This window comes from Pseudomonas fungipugnans, assembly GCF_029955235.1.
GTDB lineage: Bacteria > Pseudomonadota > Gammaproteobacteria > Pseudomonadales > Pseudomonadaceae > Aquipseudomonas > Aquipseudomonas fungipugnans.
In genome coordinates, this window is sequence record NZ_JARBWL010000002.1 from 24,028 (window position 1) to 44,676 (window position 20,649).

The 20,649-nt window shown below is 60.6% G+C and carries 20 protein-coding genes and 1 pseudogene; 9 read left to right on the forward strand and 12 right to left on the reverse strand.

The annotated features are described in order from the left end of the window. From POF45_RS15095 to dadA, 5 genes are all read right to left on the reverse strand, one after another. A complete protein-coding gene (locus POF45_RS15095; RefSeq protein WP_259503302.1) occupies window positions 1-417 on the reverse strand; it encodes a c-type cytochrome in 417 nt (138 codons plus the stop codon). A gap of 180 nt (window positions 418-597) precedes the next feature. Further along, complete coding sequence (locus POF45_RS15100; RefSeq protein WP_007932420.1) at window positions 598-1,146, reverse strand: cupin domain-containing protein; 549 nt, start codon at window positions 1,144-1,146, stop codon at window positions 598-600. A 128-nt stretch (window positions 1,147-1,274) separates the two neighbouring features. Further along, a complete protein-coding gene (alr, locus tag POF45_RS15105; protein ID WP_259497536.1) occupies window positions 1,275-2,348 on the reverse strand; it encodes an alanine racemase in 1,074 nt (357 codons plus the stop codon). A gap of 100 nt (window positions 2,349-2,448) precedes the next feature. Continuing rightward, window positions 2,449-2,802: a RidA family protein gene (locus POF45_RS15110; protein ID WP_259497538.1), complete on the reverse strand. Its 354-nt coding sequence runs from the start codon at window positions 2,800-2,802 to the stop codon at window positions 2,449-2,451. Next, the gene (gene dadA, locus POF45_RS15115) at window positions 2,774-4,078 is read right to left on the reverse strand and encodes a D-amino acid dehydrogenase (protein ID WP_259497540.1); all 1,305 of its coding nucleotides are present in this window, start codon (window positions 4,076-4,078) and stop codon (window positions 2,774-2,776) included. The genes POF45_RS15110 and dadA overlap by 29 nt, the downstream gene beginning before the upstream one ends. Window positions 4,079-4,233: 155 nt before the next feature. On the opposite strand from dadA, the gene POF45_RS15120 reads away from it, so the two are divergent. Then, a complete protein-coding gene (locus POF45_RS15120; protein WP_003177284.1) occupies window positions 4,234-4,722 on the forward strand; it encodes an Lrp/AsnC ligand binding domain-containing protein in 489 nt (162 codons plus the stop codon). 78 nt (window positions 4,723-4,800) lie between these two features. On the opposite strand, the gene POF45_RS15125 is transcribed toward POF45_RS15120, so the two are convergent. Further along, window positions 4,801-5,154, reverse strand: a complete 354-nt coding sequence (locus POF45_RS15125; RefSeq protein ID WP_150712920.1) for a YkgJ family cysteine cluster protein — start codon at window positions 5,152-5,154, stop codon at window positions 4,801-4,803. Between the two features lie 147 nt (window positions 5,155-5,301). Here POF45_RS15125 and POF45_RS15130 point away from each other — a divergent pair, with 147 nt between their 5' ends. Beyond that, complete coding sequence (locus POF45_RS15130; RefSeq protein WP_282316054.1) at window positions 5,302-6,594, forward strand: NAD(P)/FAD-dependent oxidoreductase; 1,293 nt, start codon at window positions 5,302-5,304, stop codon at window positions 6,592-6,594. A 145-nt stretch (window positions 6,595-6,739) separates the two neighbouring features. Here POF45_RS15130 and POF45_RS15135 read toward each other — a convergent pair whose 3' ends face one another. After that, complete coding sequence (locus POF45_RS15135; RefSeq protein WP_259497546.1) at window positions 6,740-6,982, reverse strand: DUF1127 domain-containing protein; 243 nt, start codon at window positions 6,980-6,982, stop codon at window positions 6,740-6,742. Between the two features lie 179 nt (window positions 6,983-7,161). Between POF45_RS15135 and POF45_RS15140 the strand changes: the two genes are divergently transcribed. Both POF45_RS15140 and POF45_RS15145 read left to right on the forward strand, forming a co-directional pair. Beyond that, entirely contained in the window at window positions 7,162-8,595 is a 1,434-nt protein-coding gene (locus POF45_RS15140) for an aminotransferase-like domain-containing protein (RefSeq protein WP_259497548.1), read from the forward strand. A 60-nt stretch (window positions 8,596-8,655) separates the two neighbouring features. Then, window positions 8,656-10,224 carry a phospholipase D family protein gene (locus tag POF45_RS15145; protein WP_259497550.1) on the forward strand — a complete coding sequence of 523 codons (1,569 nt, stop codon included), beginning with the start codon at window positions 8,656-8,658 and terminating at the stop codon, window positions 10,222-10,224. Window positions 10,225-10,292: 68 nt separating this feature from the next. On the opposite strand, the gene POF45_RS15150 is transcribed toward POF45_RS15145, so the two are convergent. Both POF45_RS15150 and POF45_RS15155 read right to left on the reverse strand, forming a co-directional pair. Continuing rightward, entirely contained in the window at window positions 10,293-11,438 is a 1,146-nt protein-coding gene (locus POF45_RS15150; RefSeq protein WP_282316055.1) for an MFS transporter, read from the reverse strand. A 164-nt stretch (window positions 11,439-11,602) separates the two neighbouring features. Then, window positions 11,603-13,096, reverse strand: a complete 1,494-nt coding sequence (locus POF45_RS15155; protein ID WP_259497554.1) for an aldehyde dehydrogenase — start codon at window positions 13,094-13,096, stop codon at window positions 11,603-11,605. Between the two features lie 236 nt (window positions 13,097-13,332). Here POF45_RS15155 and POF45_RS15160 point away from each other — a divergent pair, with 236 nt between their 5' ends. Continuing rightward, window positions 13,333-13,695: a cupin domain-containing protein gene (locus POF45_RS15160; RefSeq protein WP_259497556.1), complete on the forward strand. Its 363-nt coding sequence runs from the start codon at window positions 13,333-13,335 to the stop codon at window positions 13,693-13,695. 207 nt (window positions 13,696-13,902) lie between these two features. On the opposite strand, the gene rpmG is transcribed toward POF45_RS15160, so the two are convergent. Both rpmG and rpmB read right to left on the reverse strand, forming a co-directional pair. Further along, a complete protein-coding gene (rpmG, locus tag POF45_RS15165) occupies window positions 13,903-14,058 on the reverse strand; it encodes a 50S ribosomal protein L33 (RefSeq protein WP_003177274.1) in 156 nt (51 codons plus the stop codon). Between the two features lie 11 nt (window positions 14,059-14,069). Further along, a complete protein-coding gene (gene rpmB, locus POF45_RS15170) occupies window positions 14,070-14,303 on the reverse strand; it encodes a 50S ribosomal protein L28 (RefSeq protein WP_007894701.1) in 234 nt (77 codons plus the stop codon). 445 nt (window positions 14,304-14,748) lie between these two features. On the opposite strand from rpmB, the gene POF45_RS15175 reads away from it, so the two are divergent. Further along, on the forward strand, window positions 14,749-16,335 hold the full coding sequence (locus POF45_RS15175; protein ID WP_259497561.1) for an ABC transporter substrate-binding protein: 1,587 nt from the start codon (window positions 14,749-14,751) through the stop codon (window positions 16,333-16,335). A 92-nt stretch (window positions 16,336-16,427) separates the two neighbouring features. On the opposite strand, the gene radC is transcribed toward POF45_RS15175, so the two are convergent. Further along, the gene (gene radC, locus POF45_RS15180) at window positions 16,428-17,102 is read right to left on the reverse strand and encodes a RadC family protein (RefSeq protein ID WP_259497563.1); all 675 of its coding nucleotides are present in this window, start codon (window positions 17,100-17,102) and stop codon (window positions 16,428-16,430) included. A 136-nt stretch (window positions 17,103-17,238) separates the two neighbouring features. On the opposite strand from radC, the gene coaBC reads away from it, so the two are divergent. From coaBC to POF45_RS15195, 3 genes and pseudogenes are all read left to right on the forward strand, one after another. Beyond that, a complete protein-coding gene (gene coaBC, locus POF45_RS15185; protein WP_259503305.1) occupies window positions 17,239-18,447 on the forward strand; it encodes a bifunctional phosphopantothenoylcysteine decarboxylase/phosphopantothenate--cysteine ligase CoaBC in 1,209 nt (402 codons plus the stop codon). Between the two features lie 5 nt (window positions 18,448-18,452). Beyond that, a complete protein-coding gene (gene dut / locus POF45_RS15190; protein ID WP_259497564.1) occupies window positions 18,453-18,908 on the forward strand; it encodes a dUTP diphosphatase in 456 nt (151 codons plus the stop codon). A gap of 361 nt (window positions 18,909-19,269) precedes the next feature. Continuing rightward, window positions 19,270-20,646 (forward strand): annotated as a pseudogene (locus POF45_RS15195) (phosphomannomutase/phosphoglucomutase); the annotation flags it as partial. Between the last annotated feature and the right edge of the window lie 3 nt (window positions 20,647-20,649).

Below are 20,649 nucleotides of genomic sequence, written 5' to 3' on the forward strand. Positions count from 1 at the left end.
TTATTTCAGGCCGGACATCTTCTGGATCGCGCCTTTGAGCTCTTCATCCGCGCAATCGGCGCAGGTGCCTTTTGGCGGCATGGCGTTCAAACCGGTAATCGCCTTGGCCAACAGACCGTCCAAACCACCCTGGTGATCGGCGCGGTCTTTCCATGCAGCTGTGTCACCAATTTTCGGCGCACCCAACAGGCCAGTACCATGGCAAGCGTTGCAATGTTTTGCAATCACTTCATCAGGGGTTTTGGCACCGCCACCGCCGCCTGCCGAAGCAGCGACTTCCATCCCTTTGCATTCCTGACCTTGTACACAGACCTGACCGACCGGCGCGAGGCGCTTGGCGATGTCGTCGGTGGTTGTCGCTTGAGCGCTGGCAGCCCATAGGGCCAGTACGGTTGCTGGTGCAGCCAGCATTTTCATAATTAGGTTCACGCGTTCACCCTCAATGGTGGCTATTCACGCCCACGCCACGGTTCGCAGGCGGGCGCAAGTATAACGGTAAGCCCGCCGCACCGAAACAACCCCAAAGTCGAAGGGGTCTTGTTGCGCGGCGGAAACCAGCCTGGGTGCCTCCGCGATACTGGCAGGACGCCTCTTTCCCTAGAAATTCGCCGGCGTGGCTGCGCTGATTAGTCGCGCCGGGGCATCGAACGGATTGCGGAAACGGTGCGGCTTGGTACTTTCAAAGTAGTAGCTGTCGCCGGCTTCGAGCACAAAAGTTTCAAGCCCGACCACCAGTTCCAGTCGTCCTTCCACCAGGATGCCGGTTTCCTCGCCCTCATGGGTGAGCATCTCTTCACCGGTATCGGCACCAGGCGGGTAGATTTCATTGAGGAACGCGATGGCGCGGCTCGGGTGCGCCCGGCCGACCAGTTTCATGGTCACGGCACCATCGGAAATATCGATCAGCTCGTTGGCCTTGTAGACGATCTGAGTCGGTTTTTCCTGCAGGATTTCTTCGGAAAAGAACTCGACCATGGACATGGGAATCCCGCCCAGTACTTTCCTCAGCGAACTGATCGAGGGGCTGACGCTGTTCTTCTCGATCATCGAAATGGTGCTGTTGGTGACACCCGCACGTTTGGCGAGCTCCCGCTGGGAAAGGCCTTTGAGCTTACGGATCGATTGCAGTCGTTCACCGACGTCCAATACTGGAGCCTCCAGGAATTCAGGTTGTGTGGATATTGAGCGTTATCATGGCGACAGCGTTCAGTATTTACAACACTTGGACCTGAATCCTGTTCAGCGGGTCGACTTTCGGTGCTGACCGCTTGTGGCTAACCGCCGGAATAGAGCAGCGGCACCCGGCGCAGGTTGCAGAATATCTGGTAAGGAATCGTGTCGGCGGCGGCGGCAACGTCACTGGCCAGCACGTTTTGGCCCCACAGCTCGACCGTCGAACCGAGACCGGCTTGCGGTACATCGGTCAGGTCGATGCACAGCATGTCCATCGATACCCGGCCCAGCAATTGGCTACGCTGCCCGGCTACCAGCACTGGCGTACCGGTCGGCGCGTGACGCGGATAGCCATCGGCATACCCCATGGCCACCACGCCAATGCGCATCGGCTTTTGCGTGACGAAATTCGCGCCATAACCCACTGGCTCACCGGCCGGCAGCTCACGCACGCAAATAACTTTGGATTCCAGGGTCATCACTGGCTGCAAGCGCGAGGCCACAGCATTGGTTTCTTCGAAGGGCGTCGAGCCGTAAAGCATGATGCCCGGACGCACCCAATCGCTTGGAATCTGCGGCCAGCCCAGTACGGCCGGCGAGTTGCGCAGGCTGACTTCGGCGGACAAGCCCAGGCGCGCCGCCTCGAACACGGCAACCTGCTCGGTGCTGCTTTGTTCGTGCAGCTCATCGGCCCGGGCGAAGTGGCTCATCAGGACGATTTTTGCCACCTTGCCGCTGGCCAGCAGGCGTTGATAGCCAGCCTGATAATCCTTGGGGTGCAGGCCAACCCGGTGCATGCCGGAGTCCAGCTTGAGCCACACCGTGATCGGCTTGCCCAATGTTGCGTTCTCGATGGCTTCCAACTGCCACAACGAATGCACGACGCACCAAAAATCATGCTCGACGATCAGCGGCAATTCGCTGGCCTCGAAGAAGCCCTCCAGCAGCAGCACCGGCGCCCGAATGCCCGCCGCCCGCAACTCCAGCGCCTCTTCGATACAGGCCACGGCGAACCCGTCCGCCTCGGCCTCAAGTGCCTGGGCACAGCGCACGGCGCCATGGCCATAGGCATCGGCCTTGATCACGGCGAGGGCTTTTGCCCCGGTGATTTCACGAGCGATCCGGTAATTGTGACGCAGGGCTTGAAGGTCGATCAGGGCACGGGCAGGACGCATGGCGGCAGACTTCTAGGCGGTCATTGGAGGAAGAAAAACCGGCGCTGACTGACGGCGTGAACCGCCAACAGCACCGGGAGAGGGATCGTTACAAAAACAATTATGGCAGTGCGGCAACCACCGACAGCTCAACCAGGATTTGCGGTTCGCACAGCTTCGATTCGACCGTCGCGCGGGCCGGCGCGACGCCTTTTGGCAGCCATTTGTCCCACACGGCGTTCATGCCTTCGAAGTGCGCATCGATGTCTTTCAGGTAGATCGTGACCGACAGGATATGGCTGATGTCAGTGCCGGCCAGGTCCAGCAAACGCTCAATGTTGGCGAGGGTTTCGCGGGTCTGTTGTTCAATCCCGGCGCTCATGTCGTCACCGACCTGCCCCGCCAGATACACGGTGCCGTTGTGAGCGACGATCTGACTCATGCGTTCATTGGTGAGCTGGCGCTGGATTGCCATGTTTTGCGGACTCCTGAGGTGTGTTGCCGTAACGGGAAATATCGAGGCCTTCGGCGCTGATCTGCGGGGTTTTCTTCGCCATCAGGTCAGCCAGCAAGCGCCCGGAACCACAGGCCATGGTCCAGCCGAGTGTGCCGTGACCGGTGTTCAGGAACAGGTTGCTGAATGGCGTTGCACCCACGATCGGCGTGCCGTCCGGTGTGGTCGGACGCAGACCGGTCCAGAAACTCGCCTGGGCCAGATCGCCGCCCTGAGGATAAAGGTCGTTGACGATCATCTCCAGGGTTTCGCGCCGACGCGGGTTCAGCGACAAGTCAAAACCGGCGATTTCCGCCATGCCGCCCACGCGAATGCGGTTATCGAAACGGGTGATCGCGACCTTGTACGTCTCGTCGAGAATGGTCGAAGTCGGCGCCATCGCCGGGTTGGTGATCGGCACCGTCAGCGAATAACCCTTGAGTGGATACACCGGGGCCTTGATGCCCAGAGGCTTGAGCAGTTGCGGCGAGTAGCTGCCGAGAGCCAGCACGTAGCGGTCGGCGGTTTCCAGCTTGCCGTCGATCCAGACACCGTTGATGCGGTCACCGGCGTAGTCGAGGCGCTGAATGTCCTGGCCGAAACGGAATTCCACACCCAGCTTCACGGCCATTTCGGCCAGGCGGGTGGTGAAGATCTGGCAGTCGCCGGTCTGGTCGTTCGGCAGGCGCAGGGCACCGGCCAGAATATCAGTGACGTTGGCCAGCGCCGGCTCAACGCGAGCAATGCCGGCGCGGTCGAGCAGTTCGAATGGCACACCGGATTCTTTCAATACGGCGATGTCCTTGGCGGCGCCATCGAGCTGTGCCTGAGTGCGGAACAGCTGGGTCGTGCCGAGGCTGCGGCCCTCGTAGGCAATGCCGGTTTCGGCGCGCAGTTCGTCAAGGCAGTCACGGCTGTACTCGGACAGCCGCACCATGCGCTCCTTGTTCACCGCATAACGGCTGGCGGTGCAGTTGCGCAGCATCTGCGCCATCCACAGGTATTGGTCGATGTCGGCGGTGGCCTTGATCGCCAATGGCGCGTGGCGCTGCAACAGCCACTTGATGGCCTTGAGCGGCACACCCGGCGCGGCCCATGGCGAGGCATAGCCCGGCGAGACCTGCCCGGCGTTGGCGAAACTGGTCTCCATGGCAGCAGCCGGCTGACGGTCCACGACCACCACTTCAAACCCGGCACGCGCCAGATAGTAAGCACTGGCGGTACCGATGACGCCGCTACCCAAGACCATGACGCGCATTTTCTATCCCTCATCGCGGCGAGCCGCTGACGTTTGTTGTTCAGACCAAAGATGTGCGCAGTTTAAGAAAGATTAGGCAGTGCTTTTCACTATATAAGTGCCTATATTTGGCGACAATTCTCGGCAAAAACCCTTTTCACGGAGGCGCATCCCCTATGCGTACCAACACTCAGACCAAACGTGAGCTGGACAAGATCGACCGCAACATCCTGCGGATCCTGCAAGCGGACGGGCGCATCTCCTTCACCGAACTCGGGGAAAAGGTCGGGCTGTCGACCACCCCCTGCACCGAGCGGGTTCGGCGCCTGGAGCGCGAGGGGATCATCATGGGCTACAACGCCCGGCTGAATCCGCAGCATCTCAAGGGGAGCTTGCTGGTATTCGTCGAGATCAGCCTCGACTACAAATCCGGCGACACTTTCGAAGAGTTCCGACGCGCGGTGCTGAAACTGCCGCATGTGCTGGAATGCCATTTGGTGTCAGGGGATTTCGACTATCTGGTGAAGGCGCGGATTTCCGAGATGGCTTCGTACCGCAAACTGCTGGGCGATATCTTGCTCAAGCTGCCTCATGTACGGGAATCGAAGAGCTATATCGTGATGGAAGAGGTGAAAGAGAGTTTGAGTCTGCCGATTCCGGATTGAGTGATGCGACGTCGGCGCGGCCATCTTCGCGAGCAAGCCTGCTCGCGAAGATGGCGACTCGGTAGAACCAGATGACCGCTACACCAACACCTGCCGGGTAGAAGCCATGTACTCATGAATCTGCTTCTCCACCCGCGGATGGATCAGCTCCACCGGCCCGCGACCATTGGGGCATGGCAGCGTCTTGGTCGTACCAAACAAGCGGCAGATCAGCGGCCGCTCGTCATACACCGTGCAACCGTTCGGCCCCAGGTGCACGCAGTTGAGTTCATCCATTGCCGCATCCTGCTCGGCCCGGGTCTTGCGCGGCAGGCGGGACATTTCTTCGGGCGAGGTGGTCACCGGCCCACAGCAGTCATGGCAGCCGGGCACGCACTCGAACGAGGGGATCTGCTGACGCAGCGTGCGGACTTTCTGGCTGTTGCAGCTCATCGAAACGGTGACCAAAAGCGGAATAGAGCGCAATTGTGCGGCATACGGCCCGATCCATACAGCCGCAGCCGACCAGTGTTGCCCACGCCGGAAGGTCCGGCTTATCCTCCGTCAAATTTTCCAAACACACGCATCAGGAAAACACGCATGAATGCCCCTGCCCGGCACACCGACTCTTATTACGCTGCCAGCAGCCTGCCGCAGCCCACTCATCCGGTGCTCCAGGGCGAGTTGATCGCGGATGTGTGCGTGGTCGGCGGCGGCTTTTCCGGGTTGAACGCAGCCATCGAACTGGCTGAGCGTGGCCTCAGCGTGGTGCTGCTGGAAGCACGCAAGATCGGTTGGGGCGCCAGCGGACGCAATGGCGGGCAATTGATTCGTGGGGTCGGCCATGGTCTTGATCAGTTTGCCAACATCATCGGTGCGGACGGCGTACGCCAGATCAAACTCATGGGCCTGGAAGCGGTGGACATCGTCCGCCAGCGGATCGAGCGTTTTCAGATCCCTTGCGACCTGACCTGGGGCTACTGCGACCTGGCCAACAAACCCAAGGACCTGCAAGGCTTCGCCGAAGACGCGGAAGAATTGCGCAGCCTCGGTTACCGCCATGAAACCCGTCTGCTGCAAGCCGACGAGATGCACAGCGTGGTGGGTTCAGAACGCTACGTGGGCGGCTTGATCGACATGGGCTCGGGGCATTTGCACCCGCTCAATCTGGCCTTGGGCGAGGCGGCAGTCGCGCAGCAGTTGGGCGTGCAGCTGTTCGAACAATCGGCTGTCACTCGCATCGACTATGGCACCGAGGTCAAGGTACACACCGCCCAGGGCTCGGTCCGCGCCAAAACCCTGGTGCTGGGCTGCAACGCCTACCTCAACAACCTCAATCCCGAACTCAGCGGAAAAGTCCTGCCCGCCGGCAGTTACATCATCGCCACCGAGCCCTTGAGCGAGGAACAGGCCCACGAGTTACTGCCGCAAAACATGGCGGTGTGCGATCAACGGGTGGCGCTGGACTACTACCGGCTCTCGGCGGATCGGCGCTTGCTGTTTGGCGGCGCCTGTCATTATTCCGGTCGCGACCCGAAAGACATCGCCGCGTACATGCGACCCAAGATGCTTGAAGTGTTCCCACAGCTGGCGGCGACCAGGATCGACTATCAGTGGGCCGGCATGATAGGCATCGGTGCCAATCGCCTGCCACAGATTGGCCGGCTCAAGGATCAGCCGAATGTGTATTACGCCCAGGCGTATTCAGGTCATGGGCTGAATGCCACGCATCTGGCGGGCAAGCTGTTGGCCGAAGCGATCAGTGGGCAGCACAGTGGCGGGTTTGATCTGTTTGCTCGGGTGCCGCATATCACCTTTGCGGGTGGTAAACATTTGCGCTCGCCGTTGTTGGCGTTGGGGATGTTGTGGCATCGGATGAAGGAGTGGGTCTGAGGTAACTGTGGCGCTCTTTTGAGCGCCTTCGCGAGCAGGCTCGCTCCCACAGGAGATCTCGGTTGTTCACACATTCTGTGTCCGCTGAAGATCCAATGTGGGAGCGAGCCTGCTCGCGAAAGCGCCCGTTCATCCAGCACAAAACTCAACCACGCCAAAACGGCTTGAGCCCCTCCTCCTGCGCCTGTTCAAGGCTCAACCCGACATCTCGAAGTTGCTCCGGCGTCAATGCCAGCAACGCCCTGCGCGTTTGCAGACGATGCCAGAACAGACCCCAGCGGCCCAGGCAGGACGGCGCGTTGCGCATCACTTCGCGCGGGCCGTTGATCTGCCCCGCCGTCAGTTCCTGACTGTGTAACGTCAGCCGCACATCGCTCAAGCCGTTCATTTTCATTGCTCCTGTTTACTTGGGTAGCGAGAGATTCCATGATGCGCGGGCAGCAAAAAGCATTACAGATCCAAAGTATCTGTATTAACCCCATACAGATTTAGCATTCTGACCTCTGAATCCAGTATTTTTGCCCCATCTGTACCGGTTAACCGAATCACTTGCACCGAGGCAGTACCATGACCCTTTACGTGAATCTCGCCGAATTGCTCGGCACGCGCATTGAACAGGGCTTTTATCGCCCCGGTGACCGACTGCCGTCGGTGCGGGCCTTGAGCGTCGAGCACGGGGTCAGCCTGAGCACGGTGCAACAGGCCTATCGAGTCTTGGAGGACGGCGGGCTGGCAACGCCCAAACCCAAGTCCGGCTACTTCGTCCCATCGAGCCGGGAACTGCCCGAATTGCCCGCCGTCGGCCGCCCGGCCCAGCGGCCAGTGGATATTTCCCAGTGGGATCAGGTGCTGGAGCTGATTCGCGCGGTGCCCCGCAAAGACGTCGTGCAACTGGGTCGCGGCATGCCGGACATCACCACACCGACCATGAAACCGCTGCTGCGCGGCCTGGCGCAGATCAGCCGGCGGCAGGACATGCCCGGTCTGTATTACGACAATATTTACGGCACCCTCGAACTGCGCGAGCAGATCGCCCGGCTGATGCTCGATTCCGGCTGCCAATTGGGGTCCAACGACCTCATCGTCACCACCGGTTGCCATGAGGCGCTGTCCACCAGCATCCGCGCCGTCTGTATGCCAGGTGACATCGTGGCAGTGGATTCGCCGAGCTTCCACGGCGCCATGCAAACGCTCAAGGGCCTGGGCATGAAAGCCCTGGAAATCCCCACCGATCCAATCACCGGCATCAGCCTCGATGCGCTGGAACTGGCATTGGAGCAGTGGCCGATCAAGGCCATACAGTTGACCCCCAACTGCAACAACCCGCTGGGCTACATCATGCCGGAGTCGCGCAAGCGGGCGCTGTTGACCCTGGCCCAACGCTTTGACGTGGCGATCATCGAGGACGATGTGTATGGCGAACTGGCCTACACCTACCCGCGCCCACGCACGATCAAATCCTTCGACGAAGACGGTCGCGTACTGTTGTGCAGTTCGTTTTCCAAGACCCTCGCACCGGGGCTGCGTATCGGCTGGGTGGCGCCGGGACGGTATCTGGAGCGCGTGCTGCACATGAAATACATCAGCACCGGCTCGACCGCACCGCAACCGCAGATCGCCATTGCCGAATTCCTCAAGGCCGGCCACTTCGAGCCACATTTGCGGCGGATGCGCACTCAATACCAGCGTAATCGCGACGTGATGATCGACTGGATCAACCGTTATTTCCCCGCCGGCACCCGCGCCAGTCGGCCGCAAGGCAGCTTCATGCTCTGGGTTGAACTGCCAGAGGGCTTCGACACGTTGAAACTTAATCGTGCGTTATACGATCAAGGTGTACAGATTGCCGTGGGCAGTATCTTTTCCGCGTCGGGCAAATACCGTAATTGCCTGCGCATGAACTACGCTGCCAAGCCAACCGCGCAGATCGAAGAAGCGGTACGCAAGGTCGGCGCGATGGCAACCAAACTGCTGGCTGAAAACCACTGCGCCAGCGACTGACCTTCATCCGGAAACCATCGCCCATATGCCGACAATTGCCGCCACCCGGAACGATCACACTTGAGCGTCAGACAGCCCCTGCTCGCGCTTCTGCTACTCGCCTCGCTCCTGGGTGGCTGTGCCAGCTTCGATGTGCCACGCGAGCCGAGCCAGGCACTGCCGGCGGCAAGTTCGGCGTTCGGCCGTTCGATCCAGGCTCAGGCCGCGCCGTATCAGGGCCGCTCGGGCTTCCGCCTGCTGTCCAACAGCACCGAGGCGTTCATGGCCCGGGCCGAGCTGATCCGCAACGCCCGGACCAGCCTCGACTTGCAGTACTACATCGTCCACGACGGCATCAGCACCCGAATGCTTGCAGAGGAGTTGCTCAAAGCGGCGGATCGCGGCGTGCGCGTGCGCATCCTGCTCGATGACACCACCAGCGACGGCCTGGACCAGATCATCGCGACGCTGGCGGCCCACCCGCAGATCCAGATCCGCCTGTTCAACCCGCTGCACCTGGGCCGCAGCACCGGCGTCACACGGAACATGGGCCGGCTGTTCAACCTGTCGCAGCAACACCGGCGCATGCACAACAAGTTGTGGCTGGCGGACAACAGCGTGGCCATCGTCGGAGGGCGCAATCTGGGCGACGAGTATTTCGATGCCGAGCCCAACCTGAATTTCACCGACATCGACATGCTCAGCGTCGGGCCGGTGGCCGAACAGCTGGGACACAGTTTCGATCAGTACTGGAACAGTGCCCTGAGCAAGCCGATCGGCGAATTCCTCTACAGCCAGCCGACGGCCAAAGACCTGCAAAACACCCGCACGCGGCTGGAAGAATCGCTGGAGGAATCCCGCAAGCAGAACCATGCGCTGTATCAGCAATTGATGACATACACCCAACACCCACGCATGGACATCTGGCGTCAGGAGCTGATCTGGGCCTGGAATCAGGCCTTGTGGGATGCGCCGAGCAAGGTGCTGGCCAAGGATGAGCCCGATCCGCAACTGCTGCTGACCACACAACTGGCGCCCGAGCTGCGCGGGGTCAGCAAGGAGCTGATCATGATCTCGGCGTACTTCGTACCCGGCCAGCCGGGGCTGGTGTATCTCACGGGTCGAGCCGATGCCGGTGTGTCGGTGAGTTTGCTGACCAACTCACTGGAAGCTACCGATGTACCGGCGGTGCATGGCGGTTATGCGCCGTATCGCAAGGCACTGCTGGAACACGGGGTGAAATTGTACGAGATGCGGCGCCAGCCCGGTGAAGGCGGCGGCAGCGGCCCACATCTGTTCCGGCGCTCGGCCTATCAGGGGTCCGACTCCAGCCTGCACAGCAAGGCGATGATTTTCGATCAGCAGAAGTCGTTTATCGGCTCGTTCAATTTCGACCCGCGTTCGGTACTGTGGAACACCGAAGTGGGCGTGCTGGTAGACAGTCCCGAACTCGCCGCCCACTTGCGCGAACTGGCGTTGCAGGGCATGGCGCCAGCATTGAGTTACCAGGCAAAACTGGAGGGCGGGAAGATTGTCTGGGTGACAGAGGACAATGGTCAGGTGCATACGCTGACCCGGGAACCGGGAAGCTGGTGGCGGCGGATCAACGCGTGGTTCAGCACCACGGTGGGGCTGGAACGGATGCTGTAACTGCTGCACACCTAACCCCTGTGTGGGCTTGCTCCCACAGGGGTTAGGTGATGATTGACAGTCCCGCGTCAGGCGGGCTCAGCCGCCGCCCCAAACGCCCCCTCTCGCATCAACAGAATCACCAGCCCCAACGCCCCCGCTGCCATCAGCAACGGCAACGCATGCCCGCTGATCCACTGACTGCCAGCACCCGCCGCCAGCGGTCCGATCAGGCAGCCGATCCCCCACAACTGCGCGATATGCGCGTTGGCCCGCACCAGTGCATCGTCGCGATAGCGCTCGCCGATCAGGATCAGCGACAGGGTGAACAAACCACCAGCACTGGCGCCGAACAACACCCACAACGGCCAGATCAGCAGTGTGTCGAGTAACAGCGGAATCGCCAGGCTCGACAGCAGCAGGATCACCGCACAACCGCTGAACAAGGTGCGTCGGGACAGGTGATCAGCCAGCGCGCCAATCGGCAACTGCAACAAGGCATCGCCGACCACCACGGTGCTGACCATCGCCAAGGCAATTTCCGGGCTGAAGCCCTGTCGCAGACAATAGACCGGTAACAACGTCAGGATCATTGCCTCAAATGCAGCAAACAACGACACCGCCCAGGCAATCGCCGGCAGACCGCGGCAGAAAGCCAGCAAGTCGCCGAATGTCACGCTCATGGCTTCGCTGCTCGGCGCACCACTGCGGCCCAGCAGCAACAGCGGCGAAATCAGCAGCAAGGCGACGCCGACCCAAAAGCCGTAATCCTGCTCAGTGCCCAGCACCCCCAGCAACAGCGGCCCGGCCAGCTGACTCAACGCATAACTGCTGCCATACAGCGCCACCAAACGCCCGCGCCATTGCTCGACCACCAGTTGGTTGATCCAGCTTTCGCCGAGAATGAAGACGATGGTCAGGATCACCCCGATCATCAGCCGCAGCACCAGCCACACCGGATAACTCGGCAACAGCGCCAGCAGGCCGATGGACAACGCCCCCGCCCACAGACACAACCGCATCAGGTTGGCCGTGCCGAAACGTGCCGCCAGGTGACTGGAAATCTTCGCGCCCAGCAACACGCCGAGGGCCGGCATCGCGGCCATCACGCCAATGGCAAACGAACCGTAGCCCCAGCTCTCCAGACGAAACGACACCAGCGGCATGCTGACACCCAGGGCCAGGCCGACACTCAAGACAGACGCCAACACGGCGAAATACGTCGCCCAACGCATGTTCCACGCTCCTGTGGATGATTATTTTCAGGGCACCACAAAACAAAGTGGGAGCGAGCCTGCTCGCGAAGAGGCCAGTACATTCAACATCAATGTTGAGTGGTACACCGTCTTCGCGAGCAGGCTCGCTCCCACAGAGGATCTGCGTCGTCAGGGAAACCGACTTACAGCTTGATCCAGGTCGCCTTCAGCTCGGTGTACTTGTCGAACGCGTGCAGCGACTTGTCGCGACCGTTGCCGGACTGCTTGAAGCCACCAAACGGTGCGGTCATGTCGCCGCCATCATATTGATTGACCCATACGCTACCGGCGCGCAGTGCCTTGGCGGTCAGGTGAGCCTTGGAAATGTCTTTGGTCCATACCGCTGCGGCCAGGCCGTACGGCGTGTCGTTGGCAATCTGGATCGCTTCCTCGGCGGTATCGAACGCGAGCACCGACAGCACAGGGCCGAAGATCTCTTCCTGGGCGATTTTCATCGCATTACTCACGCCGTCAAAAATCGTCGGCTCAACGTAAGTGCCACCGGTTTCCTGAAGAATGCGCTTGCCGCCCGCGACCAGTTTGGCGCCGTCGGCGTGGCCGGATTCGATGTAGGACAGTACGGTGTTCATCTGCTGGGTATCCACCAACGCGCCGACATTGGTCGCCGGGTCCAGCGGGTTGCCCGGCTTCCAGGTTTTCAGCGCTTCGATCACCAGCGGCAGGAACGTGTCCTTGATCGAACGCTCGACCAGCAGGCGCGAACCGGCGGTGCAGACTTCGCCCTGGTTGAAGGCGATGGCACTGGCCGCCGACTCCGCAGCGGCTTGCAGGTCAGGGGCATCGGCGAACACGATGTTCGGGCTCTTGCCACCGGCTTCGAGCCAGACGCGTTTCATGTTCGATTCGCCGGAGTAGATCAGCAATTGCTTGGCGATCTTGGTCGAACCGGTGAACACCAGGGTGTCGACATCGTTGTGCAGGGCCAGGGCCTTGCCGACGGTGTGTCCATAACCCGGCAGCACGTTGAGCACGCCTTTGGGGATGCCGGCTTCAACCGCCAGTGCGGCAATGCGGATCGCGGTCAGCGGGGATTTTTCGGACGGCTTGAGGATCACCGAGTTACCCGTGGACAACGCCGGGCCGAGTTTCCAGCAAGCCATCATCAGCGGGAAGTTCCACGGCACAATGGCAGCCACCACGCCGACCGGCTCGCGGGTCACCAGGCCCAGTTGATCGTGCGGAGTCGCGGCGACTTCGTCGTAGATCTTGTCGATGGCCTCGCCGCTCCAGCTCAGGGCTTGCGCCGCACCGGGAACGTCGATGTACAGGGAGTCGCTGATCGGCTTGCCCATGTCCAAGGTTTCAAGCAGGGCCAGCTCTTCGGCGTGCTGTTTGAGCAAGCCGGCGAAACGAATCATGGTGGCTTTGCGCTTGGCCGGTGCCAGGCGCGACCAGGCGCCGGAATTGAACGTGGCGCGGGCGTTTTCCACAGCGCGCTGGGCGTCGGCGGCGTCACAGCTGGCGATTTTGCCCAACAGACGGCCATCGACCGGGCTGATGCACTCGAAGGTCTCGCTGGAGACAGCGTCGGTGTATTCGCCATTGATGTAGGCGCGGCCTTCGATCTTCAGGTCGCGGGCGCGCTGCTCCCAATCGGCACGAGTCAGGGTGGTCATTCGAGTGTCCTCCTCTTGTTGAATACGAGCGCCCCGCGTTGTTCGCGGGCGTTCTCAGGAATTCTGCCCGGCCAGCCTGCTTTCGGCCCAAGGCACCTGCCACCCTAAACCAGCGACAGGTGAAGTTTCAATATATTTGACATAAGGGCGGTAAACGGCCTTGCGATGTTCATTTTAATAAACATAGACTTTGGGCTTTCCAGCCAGTCGAGCCGTATTCACGGGGGATTACAAGAATGAAGATCCAGGATGTCGTCGATTTCAGCCAGGCCACCACTCAGCCCGACCGCTATCGGCCAGACCCGGCGAAAGTCCTCAAGGGCGACCCCGAGCAAGCGGTGTACAACCACTACAACAGCCCCTGCGGACAGATGAGCGCAGGTGTATGGGAAGGCGAGATAGGCCAGTGGCACGTGAACTACACCGAGCACGAATACTGCGAAATCGTTCAGGGCGTTTCAGTGCTGCGCGACAACGACGGCAACGCCAAGACCCTGCGCGTGGGTGATCGCTTCGTGATTCCGGCCGGGTTCCGAGGGACGTGGGAAGTGCTGGAGGCGTGTCGCAAGATTTATGTGGTGTTTGAACAGAAGACTTGAGAATTCGTGTTGTCCGGGCTGGCCTCTTCGCGAGCAAGCCCGCCCTCCACAAGGGATAGTCGCCGGATACAAACTTTGTGTTCACTGAAGATCAACGGTGGCGGGCTTGCTTGCGAAGAGGGCCTGACAGCCGACACAAAACCCACAGGCAACAAAAAAGGCCCGTATCTCGCGATACGGGCCTTTTTCGTAAGAGGGAAAAATCAATTACTTGATTTTGCCTTCTTTGTAGATCACGTGCTTGCGAACAACCGGATCATATTTCTTGATCTCGATTTTGTCCGGGGTAGTACGCTTGTTCTTGTCGGTAGTGTAGAAGTGACCAGTACCGGCGCTCGAGATCAAACGAATCAATTCACGCATGATTATCTCCCTTAGATCTTGCCGGCTTTGCGGATTTCGGCCAGCACGACAGTGATGCCACGCTTGTCGATGATACGCATGCCTTTGGCAGATACGCGCAGACGCACGAAACGTTTCTCTTCTTCAACCCAGAAGCGGTGATGCTGCAGGTTCGGCAGGAAACGACGACGGGTTTTGTTGTTTGCGTGGGAAATGTTATTCCCAGTCACCGGACCCTTACCGGTAACTTGACATACTCTCGACATGCCTCAGCCCTCTAAAACCACATGCCCAACCCGGCATGGGTTGGCCGCTTAATCTCTCAGTCATTTGGCGCCAGGCGCCGCGTTTCTTTAGAGGTCTTACCGGCTACACCTACAGTGAAGGAACCGGGCCCCTAGAAAAGAGCGCTGCTTTATACCAGAAAGACTGAAGAGCAACAACAATCGGTGTGCATTGAATTCATAAAAACCCCGTTTTACGGGCTGCGAGAGCCTTGGACAAAGGCTGTCATGGAAGACGACCACTCGTCGCAGAGAATCCGCCAACACCCCGAATTCAGGTTTCGCCAACCGCCGCACAGCGAAATCAGCCGCTCATACTCCCCCCAAAATGAAAAAGGGGATAGTCATTTGCAAAAGAGCCCTCTAGGGTAGGCCTTTTCCAGACTGCACAGGCAGATGGTCCTTCAATCTGCAAAGGAAACCCGATATGCGCCTCGCCGCCCTTCCACTGCTGCTCGCCCCGTTTCTACTGAGCCCGCAAGCCATGGCTGCCGCCCTGAGCGTCTGCACCGAGGCCAGCCCTGAAGGGTTCGATGTGGTGCAATACAACTCGCTGACCACCACCAACGCCTCGGCCGACGTGCTGATGAATCGCCTGGTGGAATTCGATACGGCCAGCGGCAAAGTGATCGCCAGCCTCGCGGACAGCTGGGAAGTCAGCCCCGACGGCCTGACGTACATCTTCAAACTGCACCCGAAGGTGAAGTTCCACCGCACCGAGTACTTCAGCCCGACCCGGGACCTCAGCGCCGAAGACGTCAAATTCAGCTTCGACCGCATGCTCGACCCGGCCAACCCGTGGCACAAAGTGGCCCAGAGCGGCTTCCCGCACGCGCAATCGATGCAGTTGCCGGCGCTGATCAAGAAGATTGACGCCCTCGACCCGCTGACCGTGCGTTTTACCCTCGACCACCCGGACTCGACGTTCCTCGCGACCCTGAGCATGGGTTTCGCCTCGATCTACTCCGCCGAATATGGCGACAAACTGATGAAGGCCGGCACCCCGGAACAACTCAACAGTCAGCCGATTGGCAGCGGCCCGTTCATTTTCACGCGCTTCCAGAAGGACGCATCGGTTCGCTACAGAGCCAACGCCGAGTACTTCGGCGGCAAGCCATCGGTGGACCCGCTGATCTTCGCCATCACCCCGGACGCCAACGTGCGACTGCAAAAGCTGCGGCGTAACGAGTGCCAGATCGCCCTGTCGCCCAAGCCGCTGGACGTACAGGCTGCGATGCTGGAGCCGACGCTGAAGGTGGAAAGAACTGACGCGTTCATGACCGCTTTCGTCGGCATCAACAGCCAGCATCCGCCGCTGGACAAACCTGAAGTGCGCCAGGCGATCAACCTCGCGTTCGACAAGGCCCATTACATCAAGGCGGTGTTCGAAGACACCGCCGAACCTGCCAATGGCCCCTACCCGCCCAACACCTGGAGTTCTGCCAAAAACCTGCCGGGCTACCCTCACGACGTGGAAAAGGCCAAGGCATTACTGGCCAAGGTCGGGCTCAAGAACGGCTTCCAGACCACCATCTGGACCCGTCCTTCAGGCAGCCTGCTGAACCCCAACCCGAGCCTCGGCGCGCAACTGCTGCAATCTGACCTGGCGCAAATCGGCATTCAGGCGGAAATCCGCGTGATCGAGTGGGGCGAGCTGATTCGACGCGCCAAGGCCGGCGAGCACGACCTGCTGTTCATGGGCTGGGCGGGTGACAACGGCGACCCGGACAACTTCCTCACGCCGCAGTTTTCCTGCGCCGCGGTCAAGTCCGGGACCAACTTCGCCCGTTACTGCAATCAGGACCTGGACAAGCTGATCAGCGCCGGCAAGACCACCACCGAGCAAGGGGTGCGTACCAAGCTGTATGAACAGGCCCAGGCACAGATCCAGCAACAGGCCCTGTGGCTGCCGCTGGCCCACCCGACTGCCTTCGCCCTGACACGCAAGGACGTGCAGGGTTATTCGGTCAGCCCGTTTGGCCGGCAGGATTACTCCAAAGTCAGCCTGAAATAATCAAGCCGCCACAAAACCTGTGGGAGGGAGCCTGCTTGCGAAGGCGGCGGGCAAGACGATGCTCCCACATGGGTTTTGAGTCGCCCCCCGCCCTACATCCACCCATACTCGGCCATCGACAGCGGATCACCGTCGCCGATAATGAAATGGTCGAGCACCCGCACATCGACCAGCTCCAGCGCCTCTTGCAGGCGCCTGGTCAGCGTTCGGTCCGCCTGGCTTGGGTCGGTACTGCCCGAGGGGTGGTTGTGGCACAGGATCAACGCTGCGGCGTTGTGAGCAAGGGCGCGCTTGACCACCTGCCGTGGATAAACACTGGTGCAGTCGATAGAACCGCGAAACAACGCCTCAAATGCCAGCACCCGGTGTTTCGAGTCCAGAAACAGGCACCCGAACACCTCGTGCGGTTCGTGGCGCAACATCGCCTTCAGGTAGTCGCGTACTGCCAGCGGATTTTCGAGTACCGGCTTACACCGTGCTCGCTCGGCAAGATGCCGCCGCCCCATCTCCAACACCGCCTGCAGCTGCGCAAACTTTGCCGGCCCGAGCCCGAGGTAGCTGCCGAACGTGGCCAAGTCGGCCTCCAGCAACGTGCGCAGGCTGCCAAACTGATTCAACAGATGTCGCGCCAGATCCACCGCGCTTTTTCCCGTCACTCCACTGCGTAAAAAGATCGCCAGCAGCTCGGCGTCGGAAAGACTCGCCGCCCCCTGTTCAAGCAGCTTCTCCCGCGGGCGCTCCGCCGCAGGCCAATTACGAATACTCATGGCACCTTCCCTGTCTGTGGGCGCCGCTGTTCCCTAGCGGTCGCTGTGATATCGTAGCCCATCTTTTTTGCTGGCGATTTCATCTCTGGGGAGGGGGTATCGCCATGCAGTCACCAACGAAATGAAAGGCAGACCTATGCAGCGGCTGTATCGGAAACGCATCGTTCTGGGCGTCGGCGGCGGCATCGCTGCCTACAAGAGCGCCGACCTGGTTCGCCGCCTGATCGACCAGGGCGCCGAAGTGCGCGTGGTCATGACCAAAGGCGGCAGCGAGTTCATCACCCCGCTGACCATGCAGGCCCTGTCCGGGCACCCGGTTCACCTCGATTTGCTGGACCCTGCGGCCGAAGCCGCCATGGGCCACATCGAGCTGGCCAAGTGGGCCGACCTGGTGCTGATCGCTCCCGCCACCGCCGACCTGATTGCCCGCCTGGCCCAAGGCATCGCCAACGACCTGCTGACCACGCTGGTGCTGGCCACCGACGCCGTGGTCGCTGTAGCCCCGGCGATGAACCAGGCCATGTGGCGCGACCCGGCGACCCAAGCCAACCTGCAACTGCTCGAGAGCCGCGGCCTGAAAACCTTCGGTCCAGCCTCCGGCAGCCAGGCCTGCGGCGACGTCGGCATGGGCCGCATGCTCGAAGCCACCGACCTCGCCCAGTGCGCGGCGGACTGCTTCCAGCGTCAGGCGCTGACCGGTAGACACGTACTGATTACCGCCGGCCCGACCCAGGAAAACATCGACCCGGTGCGCTACATCACCAACCACAGCTCCGGAAAAATGGGCTTTGCCCTGGCCGAAGCCGCGGTGGAAGCCGGCGCGCGCGTAACGCTGATCACCGGCCCCGTGCACCTGCCGACCCCGGATCGCGTCACCCGTATCGACGTGGTCAGCGCCCGGGACATGCTCGCAGCGTGCGAAGCGGCGATCCCCTGTGACCTGTTCATCGCCTCGGCAGCAGTCGCGGACTACCGTCCGGAAGTAGTCGCCCCGCAGAAATTAAAGAAAGATCCTACGAACGGCGACGGCTTGTTGCTACAGATGGTGCGCAACCCGGACATCCTGGCCACCATCGCCACACGCCCCGACCGTCCGTTCAGTGTCGGTTTTGCCGCCGAAACCGAACACCTGCTCGATTACGCCGCACGCAAATTGAAAGACAAAAACCTCGATTTGATCGTCGCCAACGACGTCGCCAATCCGAGTATCGGCTTCAATAGCGAAGAAAATGCCTGCAGCGTGATCGACCGCCAGTTAAACGCCACACTTTTCGCCCAGACCAGCAAGAGCAAGATTGCTCGCCAGCTGATCACTTTTATCGCCGACCGTCTGAACCAGGTTTAATTTACATGCACGCTTTGCAAGCCAAGATCCTCGACCCACGCATTGGCCGCGAATACCCGCTGCCGCAGTACGCCACCACAGGCTCCGCCGGCCTCGACCTGCGCGCCATGCTGGAAAAAGACACCGTGATCAAGCCGGGTGAAACCCTGCTGATCCCCACCGGCCTGTCGGTCTACATCGGCGATCCGGGTCTCGCAGCGCTGATTCTGCCGCGCTCCGGGCTCGGCCATAAGCACGGTATCGTGCTGGGCAACCTCGTCGGCCTGATCGACTCCGACTACCAGGGCCCGCTGATGGTCTCGTGCTGGAACCGTGGCCAGACCGACTTCAATATCGAGGTCGGCGAGCGCCTGGCCCAATTGGTGCTGGTACCGGTGGTGCAGGCGCGCTTCGAGATGGTTCAAGAGTTCGTTGAAACTGAACGTGGCGCAGGCGGTTTCGGCCACTCTGGCAGCCACTGATCCAGCCAGTGACTTGTGGCGAGCGAGCAAGCTCGCTCTGGGCTGCGTAGCGGCCCCAAGGCTCTGCAAGTGATTATCGATCCGGTGAGTGCTGCGCACTCAGGCGGGAGCAAGCGCCCTCGCCACACATGCGCAGCATGCAGAAATTGCACAAGCGTCATCTGCAAGGTTTACCACTGAGAATCAAGGCATTGGCTCGCAAAATGCTCACTGACGCAGGCGGCATGGCCTTTTCGCACCACGAACTCTGCGTGGAAAACGCCGTCATACCCTTCAGTTTGAGCCCGCGGACAAGATTTTCGCAGGCAGGTCCCCACTTCGAAATGGAGCATTCCCACAGATGAGCAGCCCAGCCCAAGTCGCACCCAAGTTCCCCGACAGCATCTTCCGCGCCTATGACATTCGCGGCACGGTCCCGGAATTCCTGAACGCTGAAACCGCTTATTGGCTTGGCCGTGCCATTGGCGCCCAAAGCCTGGCTCAGGGCGAACCCAACGTTTCGGTTGGCCGCGACGGCCGCCTGTCCGGCCCGGAACTGGTGGAACAACTGATTCAAGGCCTGGCCGACAGCGGTTGCCACGTCAGTGATGTCGGCCTGGTGCCAACCCCTGCGCTGTACTACGCCGCCAACGTACTGGCCGGCAAGTCCGGGGTGATGCTCACTGGCAGCCACAACCCGTCGAACTACAACGGCTTCAAGATCGTCATCGCGGGCGACACTTTGGCCAACGAACAGATCCAGGCCCTGCACGAGCGCCTCAAGACCAACAACCTGAGCAGCGGCAAGGGCAGCATTACCAAGGTCGAAATTCTTGGCCGCTACAACAGCGAAATCGTCCAGGACATCAAACTGGCCCGGCGCCTGAAAGTGGTGGTCGACTGCGGTAACGGTGCCGCGGGCGTGATCGCCCCACAGTTGATCGAAGCATTGAACTGCGAAGTCATCCCGCTGTTCTGCGAGGTGGACGGCAACTTCCCGAATCACCACCCGGATCCGGGCAAACCCGAGAACCTGGTGGACCTGATCGCCAAGGTCAAGGAAACCAATGCTGATCTGGGCCTGGCCTTCGACGGCGACGGCGACCGCGTCGGCGTGGTGACCAACACCGGCAGCATCGTCTTCCCCGACCGCCTGCTGATGCTGTTTGCTCGCGACGTGCTGGAACGCAATCCGGACGCCGAGATCATCTTCGACGTCAAATGCACCCGCCGTCTGACTCCGCTGATCAAGGAGTACGGCGGTCGTCCGCTGATGTGGAAGACCGGTCACTCGTTGATCAAAAAGAAAATGAAACAAACCGGCGCGCTGCTGGCCGGGGAAATGAGCGGACACATCTTCTTCAAGGAACGCTGGTTCGGTTTCGACGACGGCATTTACAGCGCCGCACGGCTGCTAGAAATCCTCAGCAAGGAAAAATCCACGGCGGAGGAGCTGTTCGCGACCTTCCCGAACGATATTTCTACGCCGGAAATCAATATCCATGTGACCGAAGAGAGCAAATTCAGCATCATTGATGCATTGCACGATGCGACGTGGGGCGAAGGCGCCGACCTGACCACCATTGACGGCGTGCGAGTCGACTACGCCAAAGGCTGGGGCCTGGTTCGCGCCTCCAACACCACTCCGGTGCTGGTGCTGCGCTTCGAGGCCGATGACGAGGCTGAACTGCAGCGCATCAAGGATGTGTTCAAAGTCCAGTTGAAGCGCGTTGCACCTGATCTCCAACTACCGTTTTGATCT